General features: G+C 47.7%; 24 protein-coding genes and 1 riboswitch. Of the genes, 8 read left to right on the top strand and 16 right to left on the bottom strand.

The window, feature by feature from the left end:
* Positions 1-108: 108 nt before the first annotated feature.
* The 12 genes from HW560_RS03005 to serS form a co-directional block, all read right to left on the bottom strand.
* The gene (locus HW560_RS03005; RefSeq protein WP_090904133.1) at positions 109-699 is read right to left on the bottom strand and encodes a histidine phosphatase family protein; all 591 of its coding nucleotides are present in this window, start codon (positions 697-699) and stop codon (positions 109-111) included.
* Entirely contained in the window at positions 696-1,286 is a 591-nt protein-coding gene (locus tag HW560_RS03010) for a DUF1572 family protein (protein ID WP_306459226.1), read from the bottom strand. Before HW560_RS03010 ends, HW560_RS03005 begins: the two co-directional genes overlap by 4 nt.
* 33 nt (positions 1,287-1,319) lie before the next feature.
* Complete coding sequence (locus HW560_RS03015) at positions 1,320-1,649, bottom strand: DUF952 domain-containing protein (RefSeq protein ID WP_090904131.1); 330 nt, start codon at positions 1,647-1,649, stop codon at positions 1,320-1,322.
* 51 nt (positions 1,650-1,700) lie between these two features.
* Positions 1,701-2,258 (bottom strand): GNAT family N-acetyltransferase, encoded by a 558-nt coding sequence (locus tag HW560_RS03020; protein WP_090904130.1) that lies wholly within the window; start codon positions 2,256-2,258, stop codon positions 1,701-1,703.
* A gap of 15 nt (positions 2,259-2,273) precedes the next feature.
* Positions 2,274-2,678, bottom strand: coding sequence for a ribosomal maturation YjgA family protein (locus tag HW560_RS03025; RefSeq protein ID WP_090904129.1), 405 nt, complete (start codon positions 2,676-2,678; stop codon positions 2,274-2,276).
* Between the two features lie 3 nt (positions 2,679-2,681).
* On the bottom strand, positions 2,682-3,233 hold the full coding sequence (locus tag HW560_RS03030) for a GrpB family protein (RefSeq protein ID WP_179261978.1): 552 nt from the start codon (positions 3,231-3,233) through the stop codon (positions 2,682-2,684).
* A gap of 307 nt (positions 3,234-3,540) precedes the next feature.
* The gene (locus HW560_RS03035) at positions 3,541-4,647 is read right to left on the bottom strand and encodes an Ig-like domain-containing protein (protein WP_090904126.1); all 1,107 of its coding nucleotides are present in this window, start codon (positions 4,645-4,647) and stop codon (positions 3,541-3,543) included.
* 450 nt (positions 4,648-5,097) lie between these two features.
* Positions 5,098-6,204 (bottom strand): undecaprenyldiphospho-muramoylpentapeptide beta-N-acetylglucosaminyltransferase, encoded by a 1,107-nt coding sequence (locus HW560_RS03040; protein ID WP_179261980.1) that lies wholly within the window; start codon positions 6,202-6,204, stop codon positions 5,098-5,100.
* Entirely contained in the window at positions 6,153-7,178 is a 1,026-nt protein-coding gene (locus HW560_RS03045; protein WP_179261982.1) for a polysaccharide biosynthesis protein, read from the bottom strand. Before HW560_RS03045 ends, HW560_RS03040 begins: the two co-directional genes overlap by 52 nt.
* A gap of 168 nt (positions 7,179-7,346) precedes the next feature.
* On the bottom strand, positions 7,347-8,732 hold the full coding sequence (locus HW560_RS03050; protein ID WP_179261984.1) for a sensor histidine kinase: 1,386 nt from the start codon (positions 8,730-8,732) through the stop codon (positions 7,347-7,349).
* Entirely contained in the window at positions 8,725-9,372 is a 648-nt protein-coding gene (locus HW560_RS03055; protein ID WP_179261986.1) for a response regulator transcription factor, read from the bottom strand. The genes HW560_RS03050 and HW560_RS03055 overlap by 8 nt, the downstream gene beginning before the upstream one ends.
* Before the next feature lie 218 nt (positions 9,373-9,590).
* Entirely contained in the window at positions 9,591-10,889 is a 1,299-nt protein-coding gene (gene serS, locus HW560_RS03060; RefSeq protein ID WP_179261988.1) for a serine--tRNA ligase, read from the bottom strand.
* Between the two features lie 381 nt (positions 10,890-11,270).
* Here serS and HW560_RS03065 point away from each other — a divergent pair, with 381 nt between their 5' ends.
* Entirely contained in the window at positions 11,271-12,506 is a 1,236-nt protein-coding gene (locus tag HW560_RS03065) for an MFS transporter (protein ID WP_179261991.1), read from the top strand.
* A 449-nt stretch (positions 12,507-12,955) separates the two neighbouring features.
* Here HW560_RS03065 and HW560_RS03070 read toward each other — a convergent pair whose 3' ends face one another.
* On the bottom strand, positions 12,956-13,444 hold the full coding sequence (locus tag HW560_RS03070) for a DUF2798 domain-containing protein (RefSeq protein WP_179261993.1): 489 nt from the start codon (positions 13,442-13,444) through the stop codon (positions 12,956-12,958).
* Positions 13,445-13,635: 191 nt separating this feature from the next.
* Between HW560_RS03070 and HW560_RS03075 the strand changes: the two genes are divergently transcribed.
* The 7 genes from HW560_RS03075 (at position 13,636) to HW560_RS03105 (ending at position 19,435) form a co-directional block, all read left to right on the top strand.
* Positions 13,636-14,022: a VOC family protein gene (locus HW560_RS03075; protein WP_090904118.1), complete on the top strand. Its 387-nt coding sequence runs from the start codon at positions 13,636-13,638 to the stop codon at positions 14,020-14,022.
* An 18-nt stretch (positions 14,023-14,040) separates the two neighbouring features.
* Positions 14,041-14,796, top strand: coding sequence for an NAD-dependent epimerase/dehydratase family protein (locus HW560_RS03080; RefSeq protein ID WP_179261994.1), 756 nt, complete (start codon positions 14,041-14,043; stop codon positions 14,794-14,796).
* A 145-nt stretch (positions 14,797-14,941) separates the two neighbouring features.
* Positions 14,942-15,054: riboswitch (TPP riboswitch) on the top strand.
* A gap of 221 nt (positions 15,055-15,275) precedes the next feature.
* Positions 15,276-16,316, top strand: coding sequence for an ABC transporter substrate-binding protein (locus HW560_RS03085; RefSeq protein ID WP_090904116.1), 1,041 nt, complete (start codon positions 15,276-15,278; stop codon positions 16,314-16,316).
* Between the two features lie 223 nt (positions 16,317-16,539).
* Positions 16,540-16,830 (top strand): thiamine-binding protein, encoded by a 291-nt coding sequence (locus HW560_RS03090; protein WP_090904115.1) that lies wholly within the window; start codon positions 16,540-16,542, stop codon positions 16,828-16,830.
* A complete protein-coding gene (locus HW560_RS03095; RefSeq protein WP_090904114.1) occupies positions 16,830-17,588 on the top strand; it encodes an ABC transporter permease in 759 nt (252 codons plus the stop codon). The genes HW560_RS03090 and HW560_RS03095 overlap by 1 nt, the downstream gene beginning before the upstream one ends.
* Positions 17,589-17,633: 45 nt before the next feature.
* The gene (locus HW560_RS03100) at positions 17,634-18,533 is read left to right on the top strand and encodes an ABC transporter ATP-binding protein (protein WP_179261997.1); all 900 of its coding nucleotides are present in this window, start codon (positions 17,634-17,636) and stop codon (positions 18,531-18,533) included.
* A 95-nt stretch (positions 18,534-18,628) separates the two neighbouring features.
* Positions 18,629-19,435, top strand: coding sequence for a TatD family hydrolase (locus HW560_RS03105; protein ID WP_179261999.1), 807 nt, complete (start codon positions 18,629-18,631; stop codon positions 19,433-19,435).
* Positions 19,436-19,548: 113 nt separating this feature from the next.
* On the opposite strand, the gene nfsA is transcribed toward HW560_RS03105, so the two are convergent.
* The 3 genes from nfsA to HW560_RS03120 all read right to left on the bottom strand — a co-directional run bounded on the left by nfsA (position 19,549) and on the right by HW560_RS03120 (position 22,248).
* Positions 19,549-20,292, bottom strand: a complete 744-nt coding sequence (nfsA, locus tag HW560_RS03110; protein ID WP_090904111.1) for an oxygen-insensitive NADPH nitroreductase — start codon at positions 20,290-20,292, stop codon at positions 19,549-19,551.
* The gene (locus HW560_RS03115) at positions 20,276-20,884 is read right to left on the bottom strand and encodes a TetR family transcriptional regulator (protein ID WP_063566247.1); all 609 of its coding nucleotides are present in this window, start codon (positions 20,882-20,884) and stop codon (positions 20,276-20,278) included. Before HW560_RS03115 ends, nfsA begins: the two co-directional genes overlap by 17 nt.
* Before the next feature lie 203 nt (positions 20,885-21,087).
* Entirely contained in the window at positions 21,088-22,248 is a 1,161-nt protein-coding gene (locus HW560_RS03120; RefSeq protein WP_179262001.1) for a YhgE/Pip domain-containing protein, read from the bottom strand.
* Between the last annotated feature and the right edge of the window lie 49 nt (positions 22,249-22,297).

A 22,297-nucleotide genomic window follows, 5' to 3' on the forward strand; every position in this document is an offset into this window, starting at 1 on the left:
CTATCACCCTCCTTGTCCACAAGTTTATAATCCCTTGATCATTTTTTTCTCCAAAGCCTGCAAAATAAGTGAATGAACAGCGGGAAAGGGCTCTGCGTCTTCTATCTATCACAACTCCTTGTAGGAATCAAGATGTGCGCTGCAATTGTATAGCTCGCATTGCCAGGACTCCGCTTCCCAAGAAATCCGGGTGATCGACGTGTTGGACAGCTTTGCGCTCACATCAATTTCAGGCACCAGACCTCGCAATGTATTCCGGAGAATAGCGCCATGGCTGACAACAATCACTTTTCCATTGGGATGCTGCCGTACAATATCTTCTAACGCGGCAATGCCTCGAATTGTACCTGCATCCGCAAGCTCTCGGCCTAAATCCAGAGTGTTCCAATCTGCTCCCCATTTGGCTACACGTTCAGCCTCGGTCGTACCTTCCACCTGCCCACCGCCCATTTCACGCAACCTCGGGTCCAAATGAATCTCCTGTATTCCCAAACGATCTCCAATGATGCGAGCCGTCTCACTTGCACGCTCCAGGTCGCTTGCATAGATGGCATCCCACGTTTCCTCACTCAGTCTTGCAGCAAGCAATAGTGCCTGTTCTCTTCCTTCCTGATCCAGCGGATTATCCGTTTGTCCCTGTGAACGTTTTTCCTTATTCCACGCCGTGCTTCCATGGCGAATCAATGCGATCTGTGTCATTGCTGTTCCTCACCTTTACCTTTTTCTATGTGTAATTCATCATCTGTAAAATGTTTTCGTGCCTTCGGCTTGGCAAATTTGCCACCATTATATTGATCCGAACCATTTCTCGGAATGGAAAGACTGTTCCATGAGGTTTCTTTGAGCATTTTGGCCGCATAGATAATCTGCCCCACATGATAGGGGTAATGCGCCAATTGCCGGATAATTGCTTCCATGACGGTATGTCCTTCATTGCGAATATATATAATATGAGACAGTTGCTCCGGTGTAAAAGAACGAATGGCTCCAAGCAGACAGTTCCAGCCTTCCTCCCATTTGGCGAGCAGCTCTTCCCGGGTAGAAATATCATTCACAAATTCCGCATCACGTTCACGCCATGGCTTTTCTCCATCGGTCGTCAGCACATCCGTCCAACGGGACAGCATATTGCCCCATAGATGCTTCACAATAACCGCAATGCTGTTGGCATCTTCATTCCAGGATTGAAACAGCTGCTCGGATTCCAGTTGCTCCATGGCCTTTTCCCCAAGCTGCTTGTAATACAAAAATTGCTTCTCGGCTGTATCCAGAAATACCTGATTCATATCCACACGTCCACAACCCTTCACAAAATGTATTTATTCAGGAAAAGAAAACGTCCCGTCCTCATTCGGTTCAAAGGAAATGACTTTCCGTACAGCATCCAAATTAAGTTCACCATAGATATGCGGAAATAGTTCATTCAACTCATACAGGTCCTCATACACCAGTTCCGGTTTCAAGGCCCTCTCATCAATGCCAAGCAATAACAAATCCGTACGCCCTTGATAATATTGAGCCGCTACCCATGGAATCTGTTCTTTAGTGGAACAATGAATGAAACCGTCCGTCTCCAGGCTATCCGGTGCATACACGCTCTGTTTGGACACCTGCTCCCATACCGCTTGGGAAATAATACTGTAGATCATTGTTCCGCCTCCTTCAATTTCTTCTATGTATCCTGCATGTCATTGGAAGTATTATAGATCATCCCGGATACGGGAGTACAATTTTTGATCTGTAAACACACCTTTAATCTTCAATTGTTTACGCAGCAAACCTTCATATGACATGCCCAGCTTCTCCATCACTCGTGCAGAGCCGATGTTGCCTGCATTGCATTTCCCCTCCAGCCGATTGCAGTCCAATTCCTGAAAACAGTACGCAACAATCGGCTGCATCGCTTCTGCCGCAAGGCCTTTGCCCCAGCAACTGCTGGCAATCGCGTACCCCAGTTCAGCACTTTGCATGGATTCATTGAGATGAAAAATGCCACCTCGCCCGATCAGCCTCCCCGTTTCCTTCAGAATAAAGGCCCATATATAGACCGTCTTTTTCTCATAATTGTCCAACACCCTTTGAATATATTGAACGGAGTCGTCCAACGTTTCATGACAGTTCCACAGACTTTGCTGACTCACGTTGGGATCGGAGGCAAACATAAAATAATCATCGAGGTCGTTAAGCGTAAGACGTCTCAGTACCAAGCGATCTGTCTCAAACTCAGGTGATTCCGTAAAAAGCTTCTCTACCTTCACTTAAGTCCCTCCCCATCATCTAGCCTTCTTATTTCTTAGGAAATAACGATCAATCCCATACACACACAGAATGCCGACACCATACCTCAACAGATCCATTACCAGAAATCCACGTCCCAAAATAAGCGCACCCAGCACCGTTGAACGCACTTCGTTCAGCCAAGAAGTCTGAATCATTTGCGAACATTCGACGGCCCAGCTAAAAAGCAGGCTCACCATCAGCGCCAACTCTTTGCTGCGATTAATCCAAACCATCCGTACCCCAAAATAAATCATCGCTGCCCACAAGGCATCACCAAAATGCTCACGTACAAAATCCGGTAAAAGTTCACCAAAGTGTCTGGACGCCAGTCCTGCCGCCATGGTTATGATCACTGCGAAGAAATAAATCAGCCTCTCTTTGAAAAACGCCTTCATCATGGATCAAATGCCTTCATCAAGCACTTGTAAAATAAAATCCGTTTTGGCAGCGGTATATGCTTCTCTGTCATCCTTATTCTTATTAGCAAGTTTAGCTTTCAAAGCCGCATAAACCTCTACCAGATCCGGCCGCTGTCTTAGCACATCCCGAAACTGGATTTGGCGATCCCAACGTTCTTCGCCTGGGCGCATCAGATGAAGATGTACAGCCCTCTTGCCATCTTTCACTCTGACCCAGAAACGTCTATATTCCCGACCATCCAGTTCAGGTGGAACGTAGTTCCAGTCGACCGGATTCAGCTGATCGGCAATCAAGTCCATGTCCTCCCATGACTGCACCTCTCCCATCAAATCAATAATGGGCTTTGCGGGCAATCCCGGAATGGACGTGCTTCCGATATGTTCAAACTTATGAATATTGAGCTGCTTTAATAATTCTCTGAGCTGGCGAATCTCTTCCTGAGCCTGTAGGTTCCACATGGGGTTAGCCTCAACAATCTCTACCGATTCTGTCGCCCACGCAGGCCAATTTTCCGGTTGCAGATGATCTGTCATTCGGATGCATCCTCCTTTGCAGGATTGAATTTCAATCGGTATTGTTCCAGGTACTTCAGATGGGCTCGTTTCTTCGTGTCCTCCACTGTGGTAATCATCCCGAGTGTCAGTATCGAAAGTAGGATGAGAAGAAGATACTTTATGTAAGTCAAACCATAGAAATTGTTATCTGAGCTTATAATTGAAGAATTCAGTTTCATCACATCCAATTTTTTTATACTTAAAAGGGGCGTATGTCTACGCCCCATCTGTTTCTGTTCACGATGATGAAATGACCTTAATGGATATACTTCATTCGTTGAAAATTTTATTTTACCGTTACCGGTATAGTAACTTTTTTATTGCCCCACTTGGCAGTGATGGATGTTTTGCCTTTACCCACGGCCACAATCTTGCCGCCCGTTACTGTGGCTACACTTGGTTTGGTGCTGCTCCATACCGCACTGCTCGTTACAACCGTGGTTTTGCCTGTATCATACTGCGCCATCACACTCAGTGTTGTACTTGCCTGTGGCGATAAGACGAGTGTTTTCTGGCCTGTGATCAGCTTCTTGAGCAAAGGAACAACGGTAACCTCTGCCTTTATTGTCTGATTTTGATAAGTTCCTGTCAAGGTGGCTTGTCCTTCCGTCAGTGTTTTGACTGTACCATTCTTGACGATGGCTACATTATTGTTGGAAGAGGTCCACGTTACCTGTTTCGAAAGATTAATCGTTTTCCCATTGGCATATGTACCGATGACCTTCAACGCTTTCGATTTCTTAATATTCAGCTGCATGACAGCAGGAGTCACTTCAACTTTGGTAATCTGGTCCGTAATCGCTACGGGAACTTTAACCGTCTCTGAGCCATATTTGCCTTGTAACATCACTCTGCCAGGCGTAATTCCTTTGATTTTGCCACTCTCCAGCACCGCGGAAGCACTCGATACCGTCCATACAATCTCGGATGTCACGTCTTCTTCCTTGCCGTTTGCACGCACAATGCTTACTTTGGGCAGCGTACTTTCACTACCTTTGACAAAATTATAGGAACTTGGCGAAGCTTTGATGCTTTTAATTTTATCCTGAACCTTAACCACCAATTGCGCTTTGGCGCCATCTACCTGTGCGTATATTGTCGCTTCTCCCGCTGCCACAGCCTTCAATTTGCCTTTAATAATGGTGGCAACAGCTTCGTTACTCGTGGACCATGTGACGCCACCCGTAACATCCTGCTTGTTATCAAATCCTTCAATAACCGCCATCACCTGAAGCGTAGCTGTCTGGGACACACTCATCTGTTGCGGACTACTGTTGGTAATCTCGATAGATGTCACGTCACCCGTGGCTGCTAGGGCAAGCGAAGGAGCCAATGCTGCCAATACTAAAATAAAGGCCAAGGCGCCTCGTATTGCTAATTTCATTCCATTCATTGCAATCCTCATCTCCTGTAATCCAATATTTTACTTCTATTATATTATATCGGAAACTCATTACATAAAAGTGAATATCCCAAATAAGTAGAGGCATTCTTCAAGTCACTAGGAAGTGACTGAAAAATGCCTCTTTATTCAGAATAAGAACGGAATTGTAACAGGCTGCAATCCTATATAAATTAAACTATTCATTTACACAGAAACGGAGAGGACAGAAAAAACCTGGAAAAGCGAAGCGTTCGCCTTTATCACCGGATTTTCCCCTTGAGAAAAGGAAATTTTAAAAATCTGGGGATAACAGCGATTGGAAGGTTATTCTGTCATCGGAGTGTTCAGTGTAAAATCTTTAGTTCTACTTATATAGTTTAATTCAATAAATGTTTTGAGATAATCAGGATAGATACGATGAGAAAAAAGAACATGACCAGCAGCAGCTCGGGAAATCTTTTACTCATGTTCAGCTCTTTCTACCGAAGAAACCGTTGTACGAATAAGCTGCAGAACCTTGTCAACGGCGTTGTCCGTTCCACTCGCCTTCATATGGCCTACCATATGATCCCTCTCCATATATACAAGGTCAATATCTCGCAGGAATGTCTGAGGACTCAGCTGCTCTTCCTGGAGAACTCTTGCATAACCTCGCTCCTGAAAATACTTCGCGTTCAGCGTCTGTCCAACAAGAGATCCGCCGTTGGCATGGGGAATCAGGAGCATCGGCTTCCGCAGCAACAACCACTCATGGATCGCATTGGAGCCAGCACGTGACACGACCATATCCGCCATAACCATTAAATCCGCAAGTTCTTCATGCACATATTCAAATGCCTTGTAGCCTGCAAAACTTGGGAAGGATGAGTTCAATTTACCTGTACCACATATATGAATGATTTGATAACGCTTGAGCAGTTCCGGCAGTGTTTCAAGTACCATATGATTAAGCTTTTCCGAGCCCTGACTGCCACCCATAATGAACAGAATAGGTCTGTCGGAGACAAATCGGCAAAAATGAATCCCCCGCGCTCGGCTGCCAAGCTTCAACTCCTCCCTGATTACAGGTCCCACGTACATCGTCTTTCCTGAACCTTTCGTGGAGGCGAACGTCGCAGTATCCATAAACGTAGTACACATCATTTGGGCGTATCGCCGTGACAGCCTGTTGGCCAGACCCGGATGTAGATCCGGCTCCAGAATCAGCACCGGAACCCGGTTCCACCTAGCACCCACTACAGCAGGAACAGCTACGAATCCCCCTAACGAAAAGCATACATGAGGTTTAATTCTTAAAATGAGCAGATAAGCCTGCAGCACTCCTAGCATAATTTTGAACACATCGGAAATATTCGCCCACGACCAATACCTTCTCAACTTGCCTGTTGCAACCGCATGATAGTGAACTGCCGGGATTTTGCCGATTAATTGACGCTCGATGCCATGCTTGGAACCGATATAATGGATTTCCCATTTCTCCTGAAGCAATCTGGAGATCAGAATGAGATTGGCTGTCACATGACCGGCGGAGCCGCCTCCTGTAAATATGATCCTCCGTTTGAACACAGAAATCCCCCTCTCCACAGCATATCGCGTACTTCCGCCTTGGTCATGATGACATCCTCCGAATGATATCCTCTGCCAGGAAGAACATATGTCCCACAACCCTCTTTATCCGCTAATTTGGCTGAAGGGGAGGTCGTAACAACAAAGTAGGACTTCTCCTCCTCCGCTTCCTTAACGTTTTCCCAATCTGAAATCAGCGTTTCATAAAGCCGTTCACCCGGACGGGCACCGATGAACTGTATCGGAACATCCTTTTGCCCAGCATCCTCTGCCAAAACCTGTGCGATATCCGTTATTTTGCAGGATGGCATTCGGGGTACAATAATCTCGCCGCCCTTGCATTGCTCCATGGCCGACAGGATAATTTCCACGGCGTCTCCAAGGGGAAGAAAAAAACGTGTCATTCTGGAATCGGTAACGCTAAGTGGCTGCTTCAACTCAAGCTGGCGTTTGAATAACGGTACTACGCTGCCCGTGGAACCAAGAACATTCCCGCTTCGTACACAAACAAAGCTTGTAGCGGAACGGGTGTCAGCTAATAAAATCAATTTTTCCCCGATGGCTTTGGTCATCCCGTACATGCTGGAAGGATTCGCTGCCTTGTCCGTAGAGACATATACCACCTTCCGCACGCCATTCTCGATTGCAGCATCAATGACGTTCTGCGTTCCGATAATATTGGTCTTGACTGCACAATCCGGTTGGTCCTCGCAGACCGGAACATGTTTAAGCGCCGCAAGATGAAAGACATCATCTACATCCTTGCAGGCACCTGCCAGCTCCCAGCGGTCTCTGATATCCCCCAGTACAAACTTCACTCTCGGGTCAGGGATGGCTTGTCTCATTTGAGCCTGAAGCGATTCATTTCGTGAGAAAATACGTATCTCTTTTGGCTCCTGAACGAGCAATTGTTTGACCAACTCTTCTCCCCATGAGCCAGTGCCTCCCGTTATTAAAAAGGTTTTATTGAACATCGGATATCCCTCCATAAAAGTTCAGATTTGGTGATAGGCCTTATCCTAAGGCAATTGTGTTACATCAGTATGACAGGGGAACAATTGGCTTTTCCCAACGTTAACAAGCTCTAATTCAGGTTGCTTCTCACACACAAAAAAACCACCATTTGCATGGCGGCTCCTTCATTAACGTTGTATTAAAGGTAAAGAAAAATAAAACATAACTTTTCCATCGGCTACGCTAAGGCCATAGTCGGCATGGTGATTCTCCAGAATCGTCTGGGCAATAGACAAGCCCAGTCCCGTCCCGCTAAACTTTTTGCTGCGCGAACTATCCATTACATAGAAGGGCTCCCAAACCTGATCCCACTGTTCATGCTCTTCCTTATCCGTTTCATTGGCGATACCGAAATATGCCGCTTCCTCTTTCAGTTCAAGTGTAATGGTTATTCGGTCACCGCTTGTATATTTCACCGCGTTGGTCATCCAATTGTGCAGAACAGACTCCAGCTTTCGTCGATCAGCCAGCACCCAGGTCTCGGCAGTCCATCCATCCTCCACTTCCACATGCAAGCCATGCTGCTGAAATACGGTTTCATAGGTATGAAGGGTCTCCGTGAGCAGTTGGCGAAGATCAACGGGTTCAACATCATATACTTCAGCCTGTAATCGGGATAGCTCCAAGAGACGGTCAATTAAACCAGCCAGCTCATCGCTCTGTTGCTCGATTACCCCAGCATAGGTTCCGTCATCCAGGCCATCCTGAATACCAGAGGCATAGACTCGAATCAGGGAGAGCGGTGTTTTCAATTCATGCGAGATATCCGAGATGAACGTTCGCAGATTGGCGTTTTTCATTTCCAAAGAATGTTGCGCTTGCTGCAATTTGTCGCTCATCACATTGATGCTGCGTCCTAAAGACTCAATCTCATCACCTGTCTTTATATCAACCTTCGCGAACGATAAATTGGAAATGGCTTCAGCCGTTTCGCTTAGTTTTGCGAGCGGTTTAACAATCCGGGCAGTATACAACACGGAAAGCAGGATAAGCAACAGCAGCATGCCGAGCCATATGTACGCGTTGAACTGATTAATAATTCGAATCGTCTCCGCTGAATGGGAGATGGATTCGCCGACAGCAAACACAGAATCCCCCACCTTCACAAAGTTCACGAGAAAGCTTGATTTCAACTTGGTCTGATCATAGAATTTATTAACCCGGGCACCCTCACGCAGCGCAGAAATACTCTCCTCTGTCAGCCAAAATTTACTGAGGGCAATCCCCTTGCGGTTATATTGAAATAACAATTGATCGTTAATATCATTCACGCTATCCTTCAACGAAGCATAAGCGATAGCGACCTCGTATTGCCTTTCAAGGCCCTCAATCCGTGGCAGCTGAACGCCATGTTCTGAAGCAGAGATTTCAGTCGTTAACTCGGCCAATTTCTGCTTTTTTTGATACAAAAAATAGCTAGGCAGGAAAAACGTATTGACGATAAAGGATAGGAAAAAGACAACACACAATGCACCGATAATACGCACGAGCAGTTTTCGGGTCAGTTTACTCATTTTGATCCTCTAGGCAGTAGCCCATTCCCCGGTACGTTTTGATCGAATCTTCTCCAATTTTCTCACGCAGTCTGCGAATATGAGTGTCTACGGTGCGTTCCTCGCCAAAATAATCGAAACCCCACACCTGATCCAGCAAAATTTTACGGGTTACGATCTGCCCCTTATTCATTCCCAGAACCTTCATTAATTCAAATTCCTTATGGGTAGCCCCTACATCTACTCCACGACGATAGATCTTCTGGCCTTCCAGATCGACGGTCAGTTCTCCCACCATGATCTTGGAGGATAGTTGCAGCAGCTTCTTTACACGCAACAGAAGGATACGCGAATCAAACGGCTTGCGCAGATAATCATCCGCCCCGGCCTTCAAGGCAACAAACTCATCATCCGATTCCCCTTTGGCTGTCAGCAGCAGTACCTTCGCCCGACTCGTACGCTTGATTTCCCGGCACACCTCGACACCGCTGCGACCTGGCATCATCCAATCCAAAACCGCCAAATCGATTTGATTATTATAAAAAAGATTCAGGGCTGCTTCCCCATCCTCGGCCAAAAGCACTTGAAAGCCCTCTTTAACGAAATAGGCTTTTAATATTTGCAGCATCAGCGGCTCATCATCCGCGAGCAGCAGGTTCATAACTGCGCCTCCTTTCCAAACTGGATTCTACTATACAATCTGTACGTTACAGCTGTGTGACATACCCTTCTGGTTTGGCCACTTTCCACATCCTATACTGCGGCCTCCGTAACACAAAAGCGCTGAACACTCTTCACTGGTCCCAACATCACAGGCAAAACAAAAAGAAACCCCGAAACAGGGTTCCCTTTTGTTTCTCAGTACAGCTTGTAATCCTTTTAAATCTCTTCATCTTCGTGCGGCAAAACCAAATATTCGGCACCGCCCATATAAGGCTGAAGTGCGGCTGGAATACGAATGCTTCCATCCGCCTGCTGATGATTCTCCAGCAATGGAATCAGAATGCGTGGCGAAGCCACAGCCGTATTGTTCAACGTATGGCAGTATGCAAGCTTGCCTTGGGCATCGCGACAACGAATATTCGAACGACGAGCCTGGAAATCATGCAGATTCGACGACGAATGTGTCTCCCCGTACGCATTGCGGCTTGGCATCCAGGTCTCAATATCGTACTGTTTGTACGTTTTCTGCGACATATCCCCTGTACACACAGCCACCACGCGATAAGGCAGTTCCAGCAATTGCAATAATTCCTCGGCGTGTCCCGTAATTTCCTGCAGCATTCGCTCCGATTCTTTCGCATCCGGTGCACAGAGAATGACTTGTTCCACTTTGGCAAATTGATGCACCCGGTACAATCCGCGTACGTCCCGCCCGCCTGAGCCAACCTCACTGCGGAAACATGTCGATGTGGCAGCCAGCTTGATTGGCTCCTGCACATCCACAATCTCATCCGCATAATACGAAACCAGCGGCACTTCCGATGTTCCCACCAGCCACTTGTTCTCGCCTTGTAATTCATAGACCTGATCCCTCCCTGTGGGGAAGAACCCCGTGTTCAAAAGGGTATTCTCCCTCACCATCAGAGGAACTTCCATTGGCGTAAATCCATGCTTCAGCAGCAGATCAAGCGCAAGTTGCTGTACAGCCCGGTGCAGGAGCAGCCCTGCTCCTTTGAGCACATAGCTTCGTGTTCCGCCGATTTTCACCCCACGTGGGATGTCGATTAGATCATGCCGTTCACCGAGTTCCACGTGATCCTTGGCCTCATAATCGAATACCGGCAGCTCACCCACACGTCTCAGCTCCACATTATCCTCATCCGATACGCCCAATGGCGTATCCGGCGATACAACATTGGGTACCAACCATTGCAGCCTTGTCACTTCCTCCTGCACAACGGCAAGCTTGGCTTCAACATGCGCCAACTGATCATTCAGCTGTTTCACCTGTCCCCTTAAACCCTCGGCTTGCTCACGCTCACCAGCTTGCATCAGTCTGCCGATATCCGCAGATAACGAATTACGTACTCTACGCCCTTCTTCCGTTTCCAGTAAAAGAGCTCTGCGCTCTTCGTCCCGTTCCAACAATTCGCGAATACTGATATCCATTCTCTTGCCGACTGCCGCAGCTTGCACCTCTTCTGCATGCTCCCGAATCCACTTCATTTCCAACATGGTCACCGTCTCCTTTGGCTGTAAAAATACAAAGAGCGCCCTCATCCCTTGGGACGAGGAGCGCTCTGCTCGCGGTGCCACCCAACTTGCTGAACCAGAATATTCTGATTCGGCCTCTTGGTCCGCGATAACGGGCGGTTCCGGTTAACTTGGGGAATGGTTCGCTCCCCTGGCGAAAACGCCTCCGAGTTGGATGCTCTTCAACGGCATGGTCCGATCTGTAATTGTTGTTTTTCAGTATATACGATCTTTAGCCTCCATTGCAAGTTATCCGTGCATACCCTTACATGTCCTGTTATGATAGAGATTGTTTGTTTTTAGGAAATGCTCCTGAATGGCAGACTTACTACATAACATAATATCTAGAAGGAGTTTTTCTTCATGAGAAAATTGCTTTGGATTGGATGCTTGTCCTATTTCCTCATCGGACTTGCCCACGTCGTTCTCGGCTCCATCCTGCCCGTTGCTCTTGAACATTATGGCAAGGATTATAGTCAGGGAGGCACGCTGATATTTGCCCAATTTGCCGGGTTCCTGGGTGGTGTACTGTTATCTCCATGGTTGAATAAACGCTTCGGGAAACGAGGCGGTCTATTAATTGCTGCAGCTCTGCTCTGCATTGCAGAGTTATCCTATATGCTGCTGCCTCCTTGGGGCTGGATGTTCGTCATTGCACCTGCAGCCGGATTTGGATTTGGCATGATCGAGGCTGTCATCGGTACAATTATCATTGCAGCAATTAAAGATAATACGGCGGTTGCCATGAGCCGACTTGAAGTGTTATTTGGTATCGGCGCCATGGTCATGCCGCTCATTGCCAGCGGTCTGATTTCTGCAGAGTACTGGCGCATGTCGTTCCTCGTGGTTGCCGTCTGTGCAGCGATGACTTTTATCTTCTGGGCCAAAAGTTCATTCGGTGAGCTGGACAACGAGCTGAGTCGACGCAGCTCAGACCAGACTCCTGTACACACTCAAGCTGCTGAATTGCCAAATGGAACGAATCCTGAAGACATTAAACCAACTCGTTCAACCTATCACGGCCGTAATTTGGCTCTTCTGTCTTTATTTGTTTTATTTTTCTTTCTCTATGTCGGCACTGAAATGAGCCTTGCCAACTTCATGCCAGCCATTCTGATTGAGAAAATGAACATGAAGGAAGCAGGTGCTGCACTTAGTGTTACCTGCTTCTGGATCGCCATGTCCGTTGGACGACTGTTTGCCGGATATATTGCGGAGAAATTCCAATATCGCGTCTACGTTCTGTACAGTTGCCTTGCAGCAGTTGTGCTGCTGATGATCTTTCCTTTTACCAACCAGATCTGGTCGGCATTTCTGATCATTCTGTTGCTCGGGCTCGCATTATCTGGTGTATTCTCCATTGCCCTCGTCTTCGCCAGCAAAATGCTGCCTGGAACAGAAGAATCAACGCCCAGCATCCTGATTGCGTCAGGTGGGGTTGGTGGTGCCATTCTGCCTTTGGTTACAGGCTGGAGTCTGGACCATCTGGAGGTTAACCAGTCCGCATGGATGCTTGCCATTTTTGCAGTTGGTCTGCTGATGATCAGCGTGATTGCGTATCAATGGCAGAACAAACATGTGGTCGATACAGTGACTTAACAGTTATGTGTCGAGGCAGACCTGAGAATTAGAATCAGAAATAGAATACCTATTATAGAGATTGAGATGTCCACCGCCATGAATTGGCGGTGGACATTTTGTTGTAGCGTTATTCTGTTCTAACGAACCTGGTACACGCTATTCATCTCCATTTCTGCATGTTTGAAATCTAACGAATCCTAGAGACGTTATTCTAGATAATTAGCTCCAAATCAAGGTCTCGTTGCAGTTTCTTAGCATAATAACGCCGCTGAGATTCGTTAGATTTTTCATTCCTTAAAAACCGGCCTAATAAGATGTTCTCGATTCGTTAGCGCTGTAATCATGGTAGAAAGTGTCCTACCTTTGCCTCAGATCACCTTTCATTGAAGGTGATCATACGATCTATTTATTTGCACAAGATTGCCCAGGAAATACTTTCAGGTGCTCTAAATCGGAACTAACGTTATTTAGGTTGAAGGGACTACACTCCCCTTATCCTTAATGAATTTACCGAACACATATCGAACGAGTGGTCCCAGAATAATGATTTGGTAAGGAAGCGCCAGGCTGAAATTACGAGCAATCGTATGAAGATACGTATTTAGTACGGATGCTCTACTTAACTGATTCGCAAGATAAGCAGAAATCATTCCGTATAAGGACATGATCAGAACCATCCCAATGACCATGAAAAATGACATAGCGAGCACACCCAAAATTTTATTGGATTTGTCAAAAGGTAAGGAAAATGCAATTTTTCTCGCTACAGGTCCAACAATGAAGGACTCCACCAGAAACGCAATGATAAAACACAATATGAATTGAAGCAGTATATCTAGCGCGGACATCTTGCTCAATAACCCATTGTGCCATAAATTGAAAGTCATCATGACGATGACCATTCCTGTGCACATCATCATTCCAAAAACAATCTGTTCTTTCTTTGTCGTTGGCAAATCTCTCATCCTCTCTGTTTACCTTCGTAATTATAGAGATGATGAAGCCTTCCTCATAAGTGAACATTCTGTGAACAATTATAATTTTCCCAAATTAAAAATCGGATTTGACAACCCCGTAGTACAGCCCTATGATATCCCTTAAAATGGTAGAAAAGATCCACTGCATATTTAAAGGAGGATTTTTGATTATGAGTTTTCAAAAGCGCATTGACCACGTCGGCATTGCCGTTCGCGATCTGGAGACCACGCTGCGTTTCTACACGGAGATTGTTGGTCTTGAATTGAAAGACCGGGTAACCCATACCAACGGTGTCATTCAGCTCGCCTTTCTCGGCTTCAACGGAAGCGATGAGACCGAGATTGAGTTGATTCAGGGATACAGCGACAAGCTGCCTTCCGAAGGTACGGTGCACCACTTTGCCATCCATGTCGATGACCTTGAGGCCGAGTATAACCGCATTAAAGAAACCGAGGCCGAGTTTATTGATGGAGAGATGATTACACTGCCTAACGGTTACCGTTATTTCTTCATCTATGGACCTGAAAAGGAATGGATTGAGTTCTTCCAGCGCTAAAAATTGGAGCTGATTTTTATGAACATTTTAATTACCGGTGCAGCCGGAAAAATTGGACGTGACGTGTCCCAACACTTGTCAGAAGCATTTCACCTGCGACTAACAGATTTGAATATCGACAGACTGCATACGTATCAAGGGACAGACCATGAGATCATGACACTGGATGTGACAGATCCCGAAGCCTGTCAGCACGCTTGCGAAGGCATGGATGTGGTTGTACATCTGGCGGGAGATCCTTCCCCGCATGCCGGATTCTATGAATCGTTGTTGGACATCAATATCAAAGGTACATTTAATGTATTCCGTGCAGCCAAGGACCAAGGTGTGCAAAGAGTCATTCTGGCAAGCAGTGCACAGACGATCGAGGGGTATCCCATTGATGCTCAGGTCTATCCAGACATGCCGACACGCCCACGGAATTTGTACGGGGTTAGCAAATGTTTTGGAGAATCGCTTGCTTCCTATTTTGCGTATACCGAAGGTTTACAAAGTGTTGCAATACGTATCGGTGCATATGATGATTTTCAACCGGATGGACCCGTGCTGGAGGCAAGGGATATGAGCGCGTATATTAGTCCGGCTGACTTGTGTAATTTGATGTTCAAAGCAATTACAGCTACAGAGCTGGAGCCCTTCACCATACTGCATGGGATCTCGAATAATAAGTTTAAACGGTTGAATCTGGAAGCCACTCAGAAACAGGTAGGCTATGACCCGAAATCCGATGCTTTTGCACTCAGTCAGATTTCCTTATATGATTCGCCACGATAATTGTTGAAAATCACACATCTTAACAGGCTGTTATACATATGTATAACGGCCTGTTTGATAACTTCATACGTGTCCCCATCCAGTTCCTGACTGGACATGCATAGGCCTCTGGCCTATAATTACACATAGTAATGCCCGTAACTTCATAGTTTCCCAGGGGAGTCGGAATAGGCCGGCTGAGAGTGTATCCCACCAAGATACTGACCCTTAGACCTGATCTGGATCATGCCAGCGTAGGAATCGGAGTATATCGAATTGGCCCAGCCTCTTTGCTGAGTGCCACATCTCTAACGCCTGCACGCGTCCCGGATTAACGGGGCGCTTTTTTAATGTTCTTTTATATAGCCAGAGAGCTAAAAAAAATGACGTCATCCGGATCATAGCTGGTATAAATCTGTCGATTTATGCAAGATGCTTGGATATGAAGCCAAGGAGTACCCCGTGCCACTGGCCGGACAACATGAAGGAGAGAAATGAAGATGAGATGGCGTAAAATGATGGGCCTAATGCTCTTGTGCGTACTACTAGTGGCTGTGGCCGCATGTGGCGGCAAAGAAGCTGCACCTTCAGGAGAAACTGGCAGCAGCAATACCGAAAACAGCAATGAAGGTGACAACGCAGCCCTCAAGGACATTAAAGTAGTGCTGGACTGGACACCAAATACGAATCATACCGGCCTGTATGCGGCCGTAGATCAAGGTTTTTACAAGGCCGAAGGCTTGAACGTAGAGATTGTACAACCAGGTGCCGGTGGCGCAGATACGATGGTTGCATCCAATGAAGTGCCTTTTGGCGTAAGTTATCAGGAGAGCGTGACTCAGGCCCGCACACAAGGCGTACCGCTTGTGTCCATCGCTGCGGTTATTCAGCATAACACGTCCGGATTTGCCGCTCCGGTGGATCGAAACATCAAGTCTCCCAAAGATTTTGAAGGCAAAACCTATGGCGGCTGGGGTTCCCCAGTCGAAGAAGCCGTGATGCAATCCATTATGGAAGGTGAAGGCGCCGATGTATCCAAAGTGAAAAACATTAACATGGGTGACGCCGACTTTTTCACCGCTGTGAAACGTGATATCGACTTTGCCTGGATTTTCTACGCGTGGACGGGTATTGAAGCCGAACTGCGCGGCGAACCGATCGACATGTTATATGTGAAGGATTATTCCGAGGCACTGGACTACTACACTCCTGTACTCGTTACCAATGAAAAGACGATTCAGAACGATCCCGAGCTGGTTAAAGCATTCCTGAAAGCCACTTCCGAAGGATATCAATATGCGATTGATCATCCCGAAGACGCTGCGAACATTCTGATCAAGGCCGTACCGGATCTGGATAAGGACCTTGTACTCGCAAGCCAAAAGTGGCTGAGTCCGAAATATCAGGATGACGCACCGCGCTGGGGTGAGCAAAAGCAGGAAGTATGGCAGAACTATACAGATTGGATGTTTAGCAAAAAACTGCTCGATGAGCAGGTAGATGTATCCAAAGCGTATACGAACGAGTTTCTACCCCAATAAAAATGGTTTAAGTTTAACTTTTTTTTACACCAGAACGAAGAGTGCAGAACCCATCTGAAGAAACGAAGTGGTCGCCTTTATCCCCGGATTTTCCCCTTGTGGAAAATGAAATCAAAAAAATTCGGGGATAACAGCGATCGGAAGAGGGTACTGCAATCGGAGTGGTCAAGTGTAAAGCTGGTTTAACTCATGCAATTTAACTCGAAAGGAAAAGTGATCTTTCATGGCAAGCACACTACTTAGCATTCAAGTCATTCCTAAAACGCCAAATGGCGAAAATTCCTATCCTTATGTTGATCGTGCCATTGAAGTGATTCAGCAGTCCGGCTTGAAATATCAGGTTAATGCACTGGATACCACGATGGAGGGTGAACTGGAGGAACTGCTGGAGGTTGTCCGCAAAATGCACGAAGTTCTCGTGGAAGCCGGCAGTCCAAGCATCATCTCACAGATCAAGATCGCCCATAGCCCAAGCGGCTTCAGCATGGACACCCTGACGGAGAAATATCGCTAATGCATGCCTATTGGAAAAGCGTATGGCCGCCCTTTGTGGCGGTTATTCTCTTTATAGCGATATGGCAGGGAGCTGTCTCCCTGTTCCATATTGAGAAATGGATGCTGCCTGCGCCTTCGGACATCGCCCATGAAGCAGCGTCCCAAGCAGATCGACTTGGCATGCATGCATGGGCAACAATCCAGCTGACATTGATTGGGTTCGCAGCAGGTACGCTCGTGGGATTACTGATTGCGATGGTGCTGCATTTAATTCCATTTTTGAAATCTGCACTCTATCCATTACTTATCCTTAGTCAAAATATTCCGACCATCGCGCTCGCGCCGCTCCTGTTAATCTGGTTCGGATTTGGGCTGCTGCCCAAATTGATTACTATCATCCTGGTCTGCTTCTTCCCGGTGGCTGTAGCTGCTATGGACGGGTTGACCCGCACCGATGCAGCGATGATGAACTATATGCGCATGGCTGGTGCAAAACGCGGCCAAATCTTCTGGAAGCTCGAACTTCCACATGCATTGCCCTCGGTATTCTCGGGGATTAAAATCGCCGCTACGTACAGCGTCATGGGTGCGATTATCGCCGAATGGATCGGTGCAGATAAGGGGATCGGTTATTATATGATGCTGCAAAAATCAGCCTATCGGACGGATCGTCTTTTCGTGGCAATCATGATTATTGTAGCACTGAGCCTGCTGCTCTTCCTGCTCATTGCGCTACTGGAGAAGCTGCTCGTACGCTGGCGACCACAAAAGCGATAACTTTGAAATATATGCACCCTATAAAGGTTAGGAAGTGATGACAAGATGACACCCGAACACAACGAGCGGGTAGCTGCTGAGCCGGATGAAGGTGCAACCCTTCCAACGAGCAGCGGAGGTCCCGAGCAAGAAAACGTGGCCTTACCTGCACATCAATCATCACCAGCGCTCGAAGTTCTGAACGTGCATGCTTCGTTCCGCGAGCGACGCAGCACATTGCCTGTTCTGGATGGCCTGTCCCTGACCGTGGAACAAGGAGAATTCGTAGCCATCGTCGGCCCTTCCGGCTGCGGCAAAAGCACCCTGTTTCACATCATCGGCGGCCTGCTGAAACCACAGGAGGGACAAATCCTGATGAATGGTCAGAATGTTACCGGGCAACGCGGCAAGATTAGCTATATGCCGCAGCAGCCTGCCCTCTTCCCATGGCGTACCATTGAGGACAATGTGCTGCTTGCAGGTGAAGTGTCTGCGGATGCACCACCCCGAGCAGAAGCGCTGGCAGATGCCCGGAAGTGGCTGAGCAGTGTCGGACTGGCCGGGTTCGAACAAGCCTATCCGCATATGTTATCGGGCGGTATGCAGCAGCGGGTTGCCTTTCTGCGCGCCCTACTCAGTCCGCAGGAGCTGATGCTGCTGGACGAGCCTTTCAGTGCGCTAGATGCACTGACCCGCAGCGATATGCAGCGCTGGCTGCTCGATATCTGGGAACAAAACCGCCGCTCGGTGCTGTTCATTACGCATAATATCGAGGAAGCACTGCTGCTCGCTGACCGTATCTACGTCCTGTCGAATCGGCCTGCGACTGTACTTCACGAGGTCGATGTTCCCTTTGATCGTCCACGTCGGGAAGCGATTACGGAGGAGTCTGCTTTTCTTGAACGGAAACGGCAGATTTCCCAGTGGATGAGAGAAGAACAGCAGAAAACCCGCCTATCTAAATAGTGCGGGTTTTTAAGTTATTATTTTCCTGAAATGGGTGATCCAACACAAACCACCCTGCGTATCATTGGTAAAAGATAAAAAGGAGGGGTCCAGCCATGCAATCAACCGCTTTTGCACCCTTGATCGATGCCCATCTTCACCTGGACAAATATACACCTGAAGAACAACGTGAGATGCTGCATTCCTTCCCGTCCCAACAGGTTGAGGCCGTCATCGCCGTTTCCATGAATCTGGCATCTACCCAGACCAACCTGGAGCTCGCTTCACAATACCCCCGTACCGTATATCCGGCCTTTGGCTTCCATCCGGAGCAACCTCTGCCGTCCCTGGCAGAGCAGGATCTGTTCTTCGACTGGATCGAAAAGCATATAGGACAAGCCACAGCGATTGGGGAAGTTGGATTGCCTTATTACAACCGACAGGAAGCCGAACAATTAGGACAACGCTTTGATCAGCGCGGCTATATCGATCTGTTGGAGCGATTTATCCAGCTAGCCAAGCGGCACGGTAAACCGATTATACTGCACGCTGTATACGAGGATGCCGATATCGCCTGTGATCTGCTGGAGCAATATCATCATCGCCGGGCTCATTTTCACTGGTTCAAGGGTTCCAAGCGGACCGTCCAGCGAATGGCTGACAACGGATATTTCGTCTCATTCACACCTGATATCATATACGAAGAGGAAATTCGCGAATTAGCTCGCCAGTATCCTTCCGAGCAGGTTATGGCAGAGACCGATGGGCCTTGGCCCTTCGAGGGACCTTTCCAGGGAAGAATGACGCACCCTGCCATGACGAGACAGGTCATTCAAGCTTGGAGTGAAGTGACCGGTATGGGAACGGAGCGGGCTGCGCGTCTCTTTTATCAGAATACGAAACGCTTCTACGGTCTCCCTTAGAGACGAGTTGGCGTCCAGTCTTGTGCTGATTCCTCAACTAAATGGGTACAGTATAGTATGCAAAAAAAGAAGTCAGTCGGCTTCCGCCGAACTGACTTCTGTTGTATTTACGCTTAACGTTTTAAGAATCCTTTGCCTTCGAGGAATGGCTTCATCTGTAGACGTACCGGCTCTGTGAGACGTTTCGCCATCATTTCGGACCATGGCGTAGAGCGTTCCCCTTGAGTGCGCTCCTTCATGTATGCAGCGGTCGTTTCGTCATAGCTCTCGACGCCTTTGAGGGTCTGCTCGGCGTTATAGCGGCCATGGTGTAAGACCGCATCCAGCGGTAGACGCGGACGAATACCCGTCTCCTGATCAGCAACACCAATACACATTCCATATACTGGATATACTCCCTCAGGCAAGCCCAATACTTCGCTAACTTCCTCAATGCGATTGCGCAGCCCACCAATATATACAATTCCGAAACCCAGTGACTCTGCTGCAAGTGCAGCATTTTGCGATGCGAGCGCAACATCGATTGTCGCCACCATAAAGTTTTCAGTGGAGTCCTCGTAGGATTCCTTTTCGGGCAAATGACGCTTGGCAGCATCACTCAGCCGATAAAGGTCAGCACACCATACGAGAAACACAGGGCATTCGTTCACGTAAGACTGATTGCCTGCCAATTCAGCCAATTTGGCCTTCTGCTCCTGTTCGGTAACAGCAATTACAGTATAGGCCTGCACACTACTTGAAGAGGAAGCCATCTGCCCGGCCGCCACGATGGCTGCCAGCTGTTCCTCACTTACCGGGTCTGACTTGAATTTCCGCACAGAGCGGTGCTTCATCATCAATTCAATGGTTTCGTTCATTGCTATTCACTCCCAATCCTCGTAGTACGAATTCAATGGTCTGCTCGGCCAGCTCATCTGTGTTCATGTCCTGATAGTCAAAGCTAAATCGTGAATTCTTGGCCCGTTTGTGCGCCAAAGCCACACCCATGACCTGAAGCATCGCATAGGATACGGACTCGATCTGAAACACGCCCTGCTCCTTGCCTTCTTGCAGCAGTTCTCTCACTCTGGTCCAGACGGGGTCCAGAAAACGAAACACGGTAGCTGTGCGATGGGTACGCAGCGTAATTTCAAGCTGCACAATATCGCTCATCTCCCGGTCCGTCATCGTGAACTTTACGACTTCACCTATGATTCGTCGGATACCCTCCACGGGGGAGGACATGGACTCTTCAGCCAACTCGTTCATCATATGATCAGGAAAAAAGTGTTCAAATAAGGCTTCAAACACCTTTTCTTTTCCGCCAAAATGATACGAGACCAGCGATACATTTGCACCCGCCTCATCACAGATTTGACGAACACTTGTCCCGTCATACCCCTGCTGTGCAAAAAGCTTCTTGGCTGCAAGCAAAATCCTCGTTTTTATATCCAATTCAGGTTCCGTCATTCCGTCCGCTCCTCTTGTCCGTTCTATTCATCTGCTCCAGCTTACAGGGCTGCAGCGAGACTACTCTATCGTTTCATTATGAAAGTTTGTGCATCAAAGCGCAAGGTGTGCCACCTTAAGCTACTATTAAACCAAGCACCCCGGTGAATATCACCGGGGTGCTTGATCATATCCTATGAAGACCAACCATTACGTCTGGAATATTAGCTGTTCATTTGAGCCGGGCTTGGTGCCCCAACTGGCATGCGTTGTTTTTTCAACAACGTCACCACCAGGGAAAGGGCTACAGCAACCAGCAATACAATAACAATCGAGCCCGCAGCGGATTGAACCCCAGGACCGCCCAGTTGAGCGCTCAGAATACCTTGAACGGCATATGTGGCTGGCAGATACTGGCCAATACCACTGTAGAAACTGTTCAGCAATTCACGTGGCACCATTGCACCGGAGGATACCAGTTGCAGGGACAGGGAAATGATGTTGAACAAGCTTCCCGCTGGTCCAAAGCAGATCAGGAAGAACTGGGAGAAGAACATGAACGTGCAGAGGAACAACGCCTGGAACAACCAGAATGCGATAAATCCTTGCTCGATCTGTCCGCCCAGGGACACTATCAGTGATGATCCCAGCAGGGAAACGACAAGAGCAGACCCCAGATTAATGACTACTCTAGCTCCGAACAATGTCCAGCGGGAGTGAGTAGCGGACAGCATACCCATCGCTGTCTGCAGGTTCATCCCCATAATCATGGCTCCCACATAAGAAGCGAGTACCATCATCATCGGAACCATTTGGTTGTTCATGCCGTTAACCGGATTAATGGAAGTGGTTGTACCTTCCACTCGTGTAGTCAGGTTGGCAGCAGCTTCAGCTGCCTGAGCTGCAGGCGCTCCGGAAGCGGTCAACACAGCTTGCACACCTTGTGCGGTTGCTTGCTTGTTAATCGTGTTCGTCACACTTTGCGATACACCTTGCATCATGCTTTTGATCGTCACCGGGTTCGCCTCGTTAATGGTGTACTTGATCTCGGCAGTGGAACCGGCTGTCTGAATCAGCTCGTTAAACCCTGCAGGAATATTGAGCACCATATGAATCTTGCGATGATTTAACTGGTCGAGGGCCTCGGCAGCACTCAGATTCGTTACGGTATGAAAAGGAAGCGTCTCAGCCATACGATCTGCGATCCCCTTGGACTGCTCTCCATCCTCATTGACAACGGCAACCGTCAATTCATTCATCCGGTCATTCACTCCGGAATATGCTGTCATCCAGATCACGCTGAAGATCACTTGGAACATAAGTGCCGTCACGATCCCCACAATTACTGGCGGTTTTTTCAACAATATACGTAAAGCCTGCAACATAAATGATGTCCTCCATTACTCATTAGTTCAAATTTGATATAAACGATTG

The organism is Paenibacillus sp. E222 (assembly GCF_013401555.1).
Classification (GTDB): Bacteria; Bacillota; Bacilli; order Paenibacillales; family Paenibacillaceae; genus Paenibacillus.

What these genes read in the sequence shown, in the direction of transcription:
- HW560_RS03005 (WP_090904133.1), bottom strand. Translation starts at nt 699, where the DNA reads ATGACACAGATCGCATTGATTCGCCATGGAAGCACGGCGTGGAATAAG.
- HW560_RS03010 (WP_306459226.1), bottom strand. Translation starts at nt 1,286, where the DNA reads ATGAATCAGGTATTTCTGGATACAGCCGAGAAGCAATTTTTGTATTAC.
- HW560_RS03015 (WP_090904131.1), bottom strand. Translation starts at nt 1,649, where the DNA reads ATGATCTACAGTATTATTTCCCAAGCGGTATGGGAGCAGGTGTCCAAA.
- HW560_RS03025 (WP_090904129.1), bottom strand. Translation starts at nt 2,678, where the DNA reads ATGATGAAGGCGTTTTTCAAAGAGAGGCTGATTTATTTCTTCGCAGTG.
- HW560_RS03030 (WP_179261978.1), bottom strand. Translation starts at nt 3,233, where the DNA reads ATGACAGATCATCTGCAACCGGAAAATTGGCCTGCGTGGGCGACAGAA.
- HW560_RS03035 (WP_090904126.1), bottom strand. Translation starts at nt 4,647, where the DNA reads ATGAATGGAATGAAATTAGCAATACGAGGCGCCTTGGCCTTTATTTTA.
- HW560_RS03045 (WP_179261982.1), bottom strand. Translation starts at nt 7,178, where the DNA reads ATGTTCAATAAAACCTTTTTAATAACGGGAGGCACTGGCTCATGGGGA.
- HW560_RS03050 (WP_179261984.1), bottom strand. Translation starts at nt 8,732, where the DNA reads ATGAGTAAACTGACCCGAAAACTGCTCGTGCGTATTATCGGTGCATTG.
- HW560_RS03055 (WP_179261986.1), bottom strand. Translation starts at nt 9,372, where the DNA reads ATGAACCTGCTGCTCGCGGATGATGAGCCGCTGATGCTGCAAATATTA.
- serS (WP_179261988.1), bottom strand. Translation starts at nt 10,889, where the DNA reads ATGTTGGAAATGAAGTGGATTCGGGAGCATGCAGAAGAGGTGCAAGCT.
- HW560_RS03065 (WP_179261991.1), top strand. Translation starts at nt 11,271, where the DNA reads ATGAGAAAATTGCTTTGGATTGGATGCTTGTCCTATTTCCTCATCGGA.
- HW560_RS03075 (WP_090904118.1), top strand. Translation starts at nt 13,636, where the DNA reads ATGAGTTTTCAAAAGCGCATTGACCACGTCGGCATTGCCGTTCGCGAT.
- HW560_RS03080 (WP_179261994.1), top strand. Translation starts at nt 14,041, where the DNA reads ATGAACATTTTAATTACCGGTGCAGCCGGAAAAATTGGACGTGACGTG.
- HW560_RS03085 (WP_090904116.1), top strand. Translation starts at nt 15,276, where the DNA reads ATGAGATGGCGTAAAATGATGGGCCTAATGCTCTTGTGCGTACTACTA.
- HW560_RS03090 (WP_090904115.1), top strand. Translation starts at nt 16,540, where the DNA reads ATGGCAAGCACACTACTTAGCATTCAAGTCATTCCTAAAACGCCAAAT.
- HW560_RS03095 (WP_090904114.1), top strand. Translation starts at nt 16,830, where the DNA reads ATGCATGCCTATTGGAAAAGCGTATGGCCGCCCTTTGTGGCGGTTATT.
- HW560_RS03100 (WP_179261997.1), top strand. Translation starts at nt 17,634, where the DNA reads ATGACACCCGAACACAACGAGCGGGTAGCTGCTGAGCCGGATGAAGGT.
- HW560_RS03105 (WP_179261999.1), top strand. Translation starts at nt 18,629, where the DNA reads ATGCAATCAACCGCTTTTGCACCCTTGATCGATGCCCATCTTCACCTG.
- nfsA (WP_090904111.1), bottom strand. Translation starts at nt 20,292, where the DNA reads ATGAACGAAACCATTGAATTGATGATGAAGCACCGCTCTGTGCGGAAA.
- HW560_RS03115 (WP_063566247.1), bottom strand. Translation starts at nt 20,884, where the DNA reads ATGACGGAACCTGAATTGGATATAAAAACGAGGATTTTGCTTGCAGCC.
- HW560_RS03120 (WP_179262001.1), bottom strand. Translation starts at nt 22,248, where the DNA reads ATGTTGCAGGCTTTACGTATATTGTTGAAAAAACCGCCAGTAATTGTG.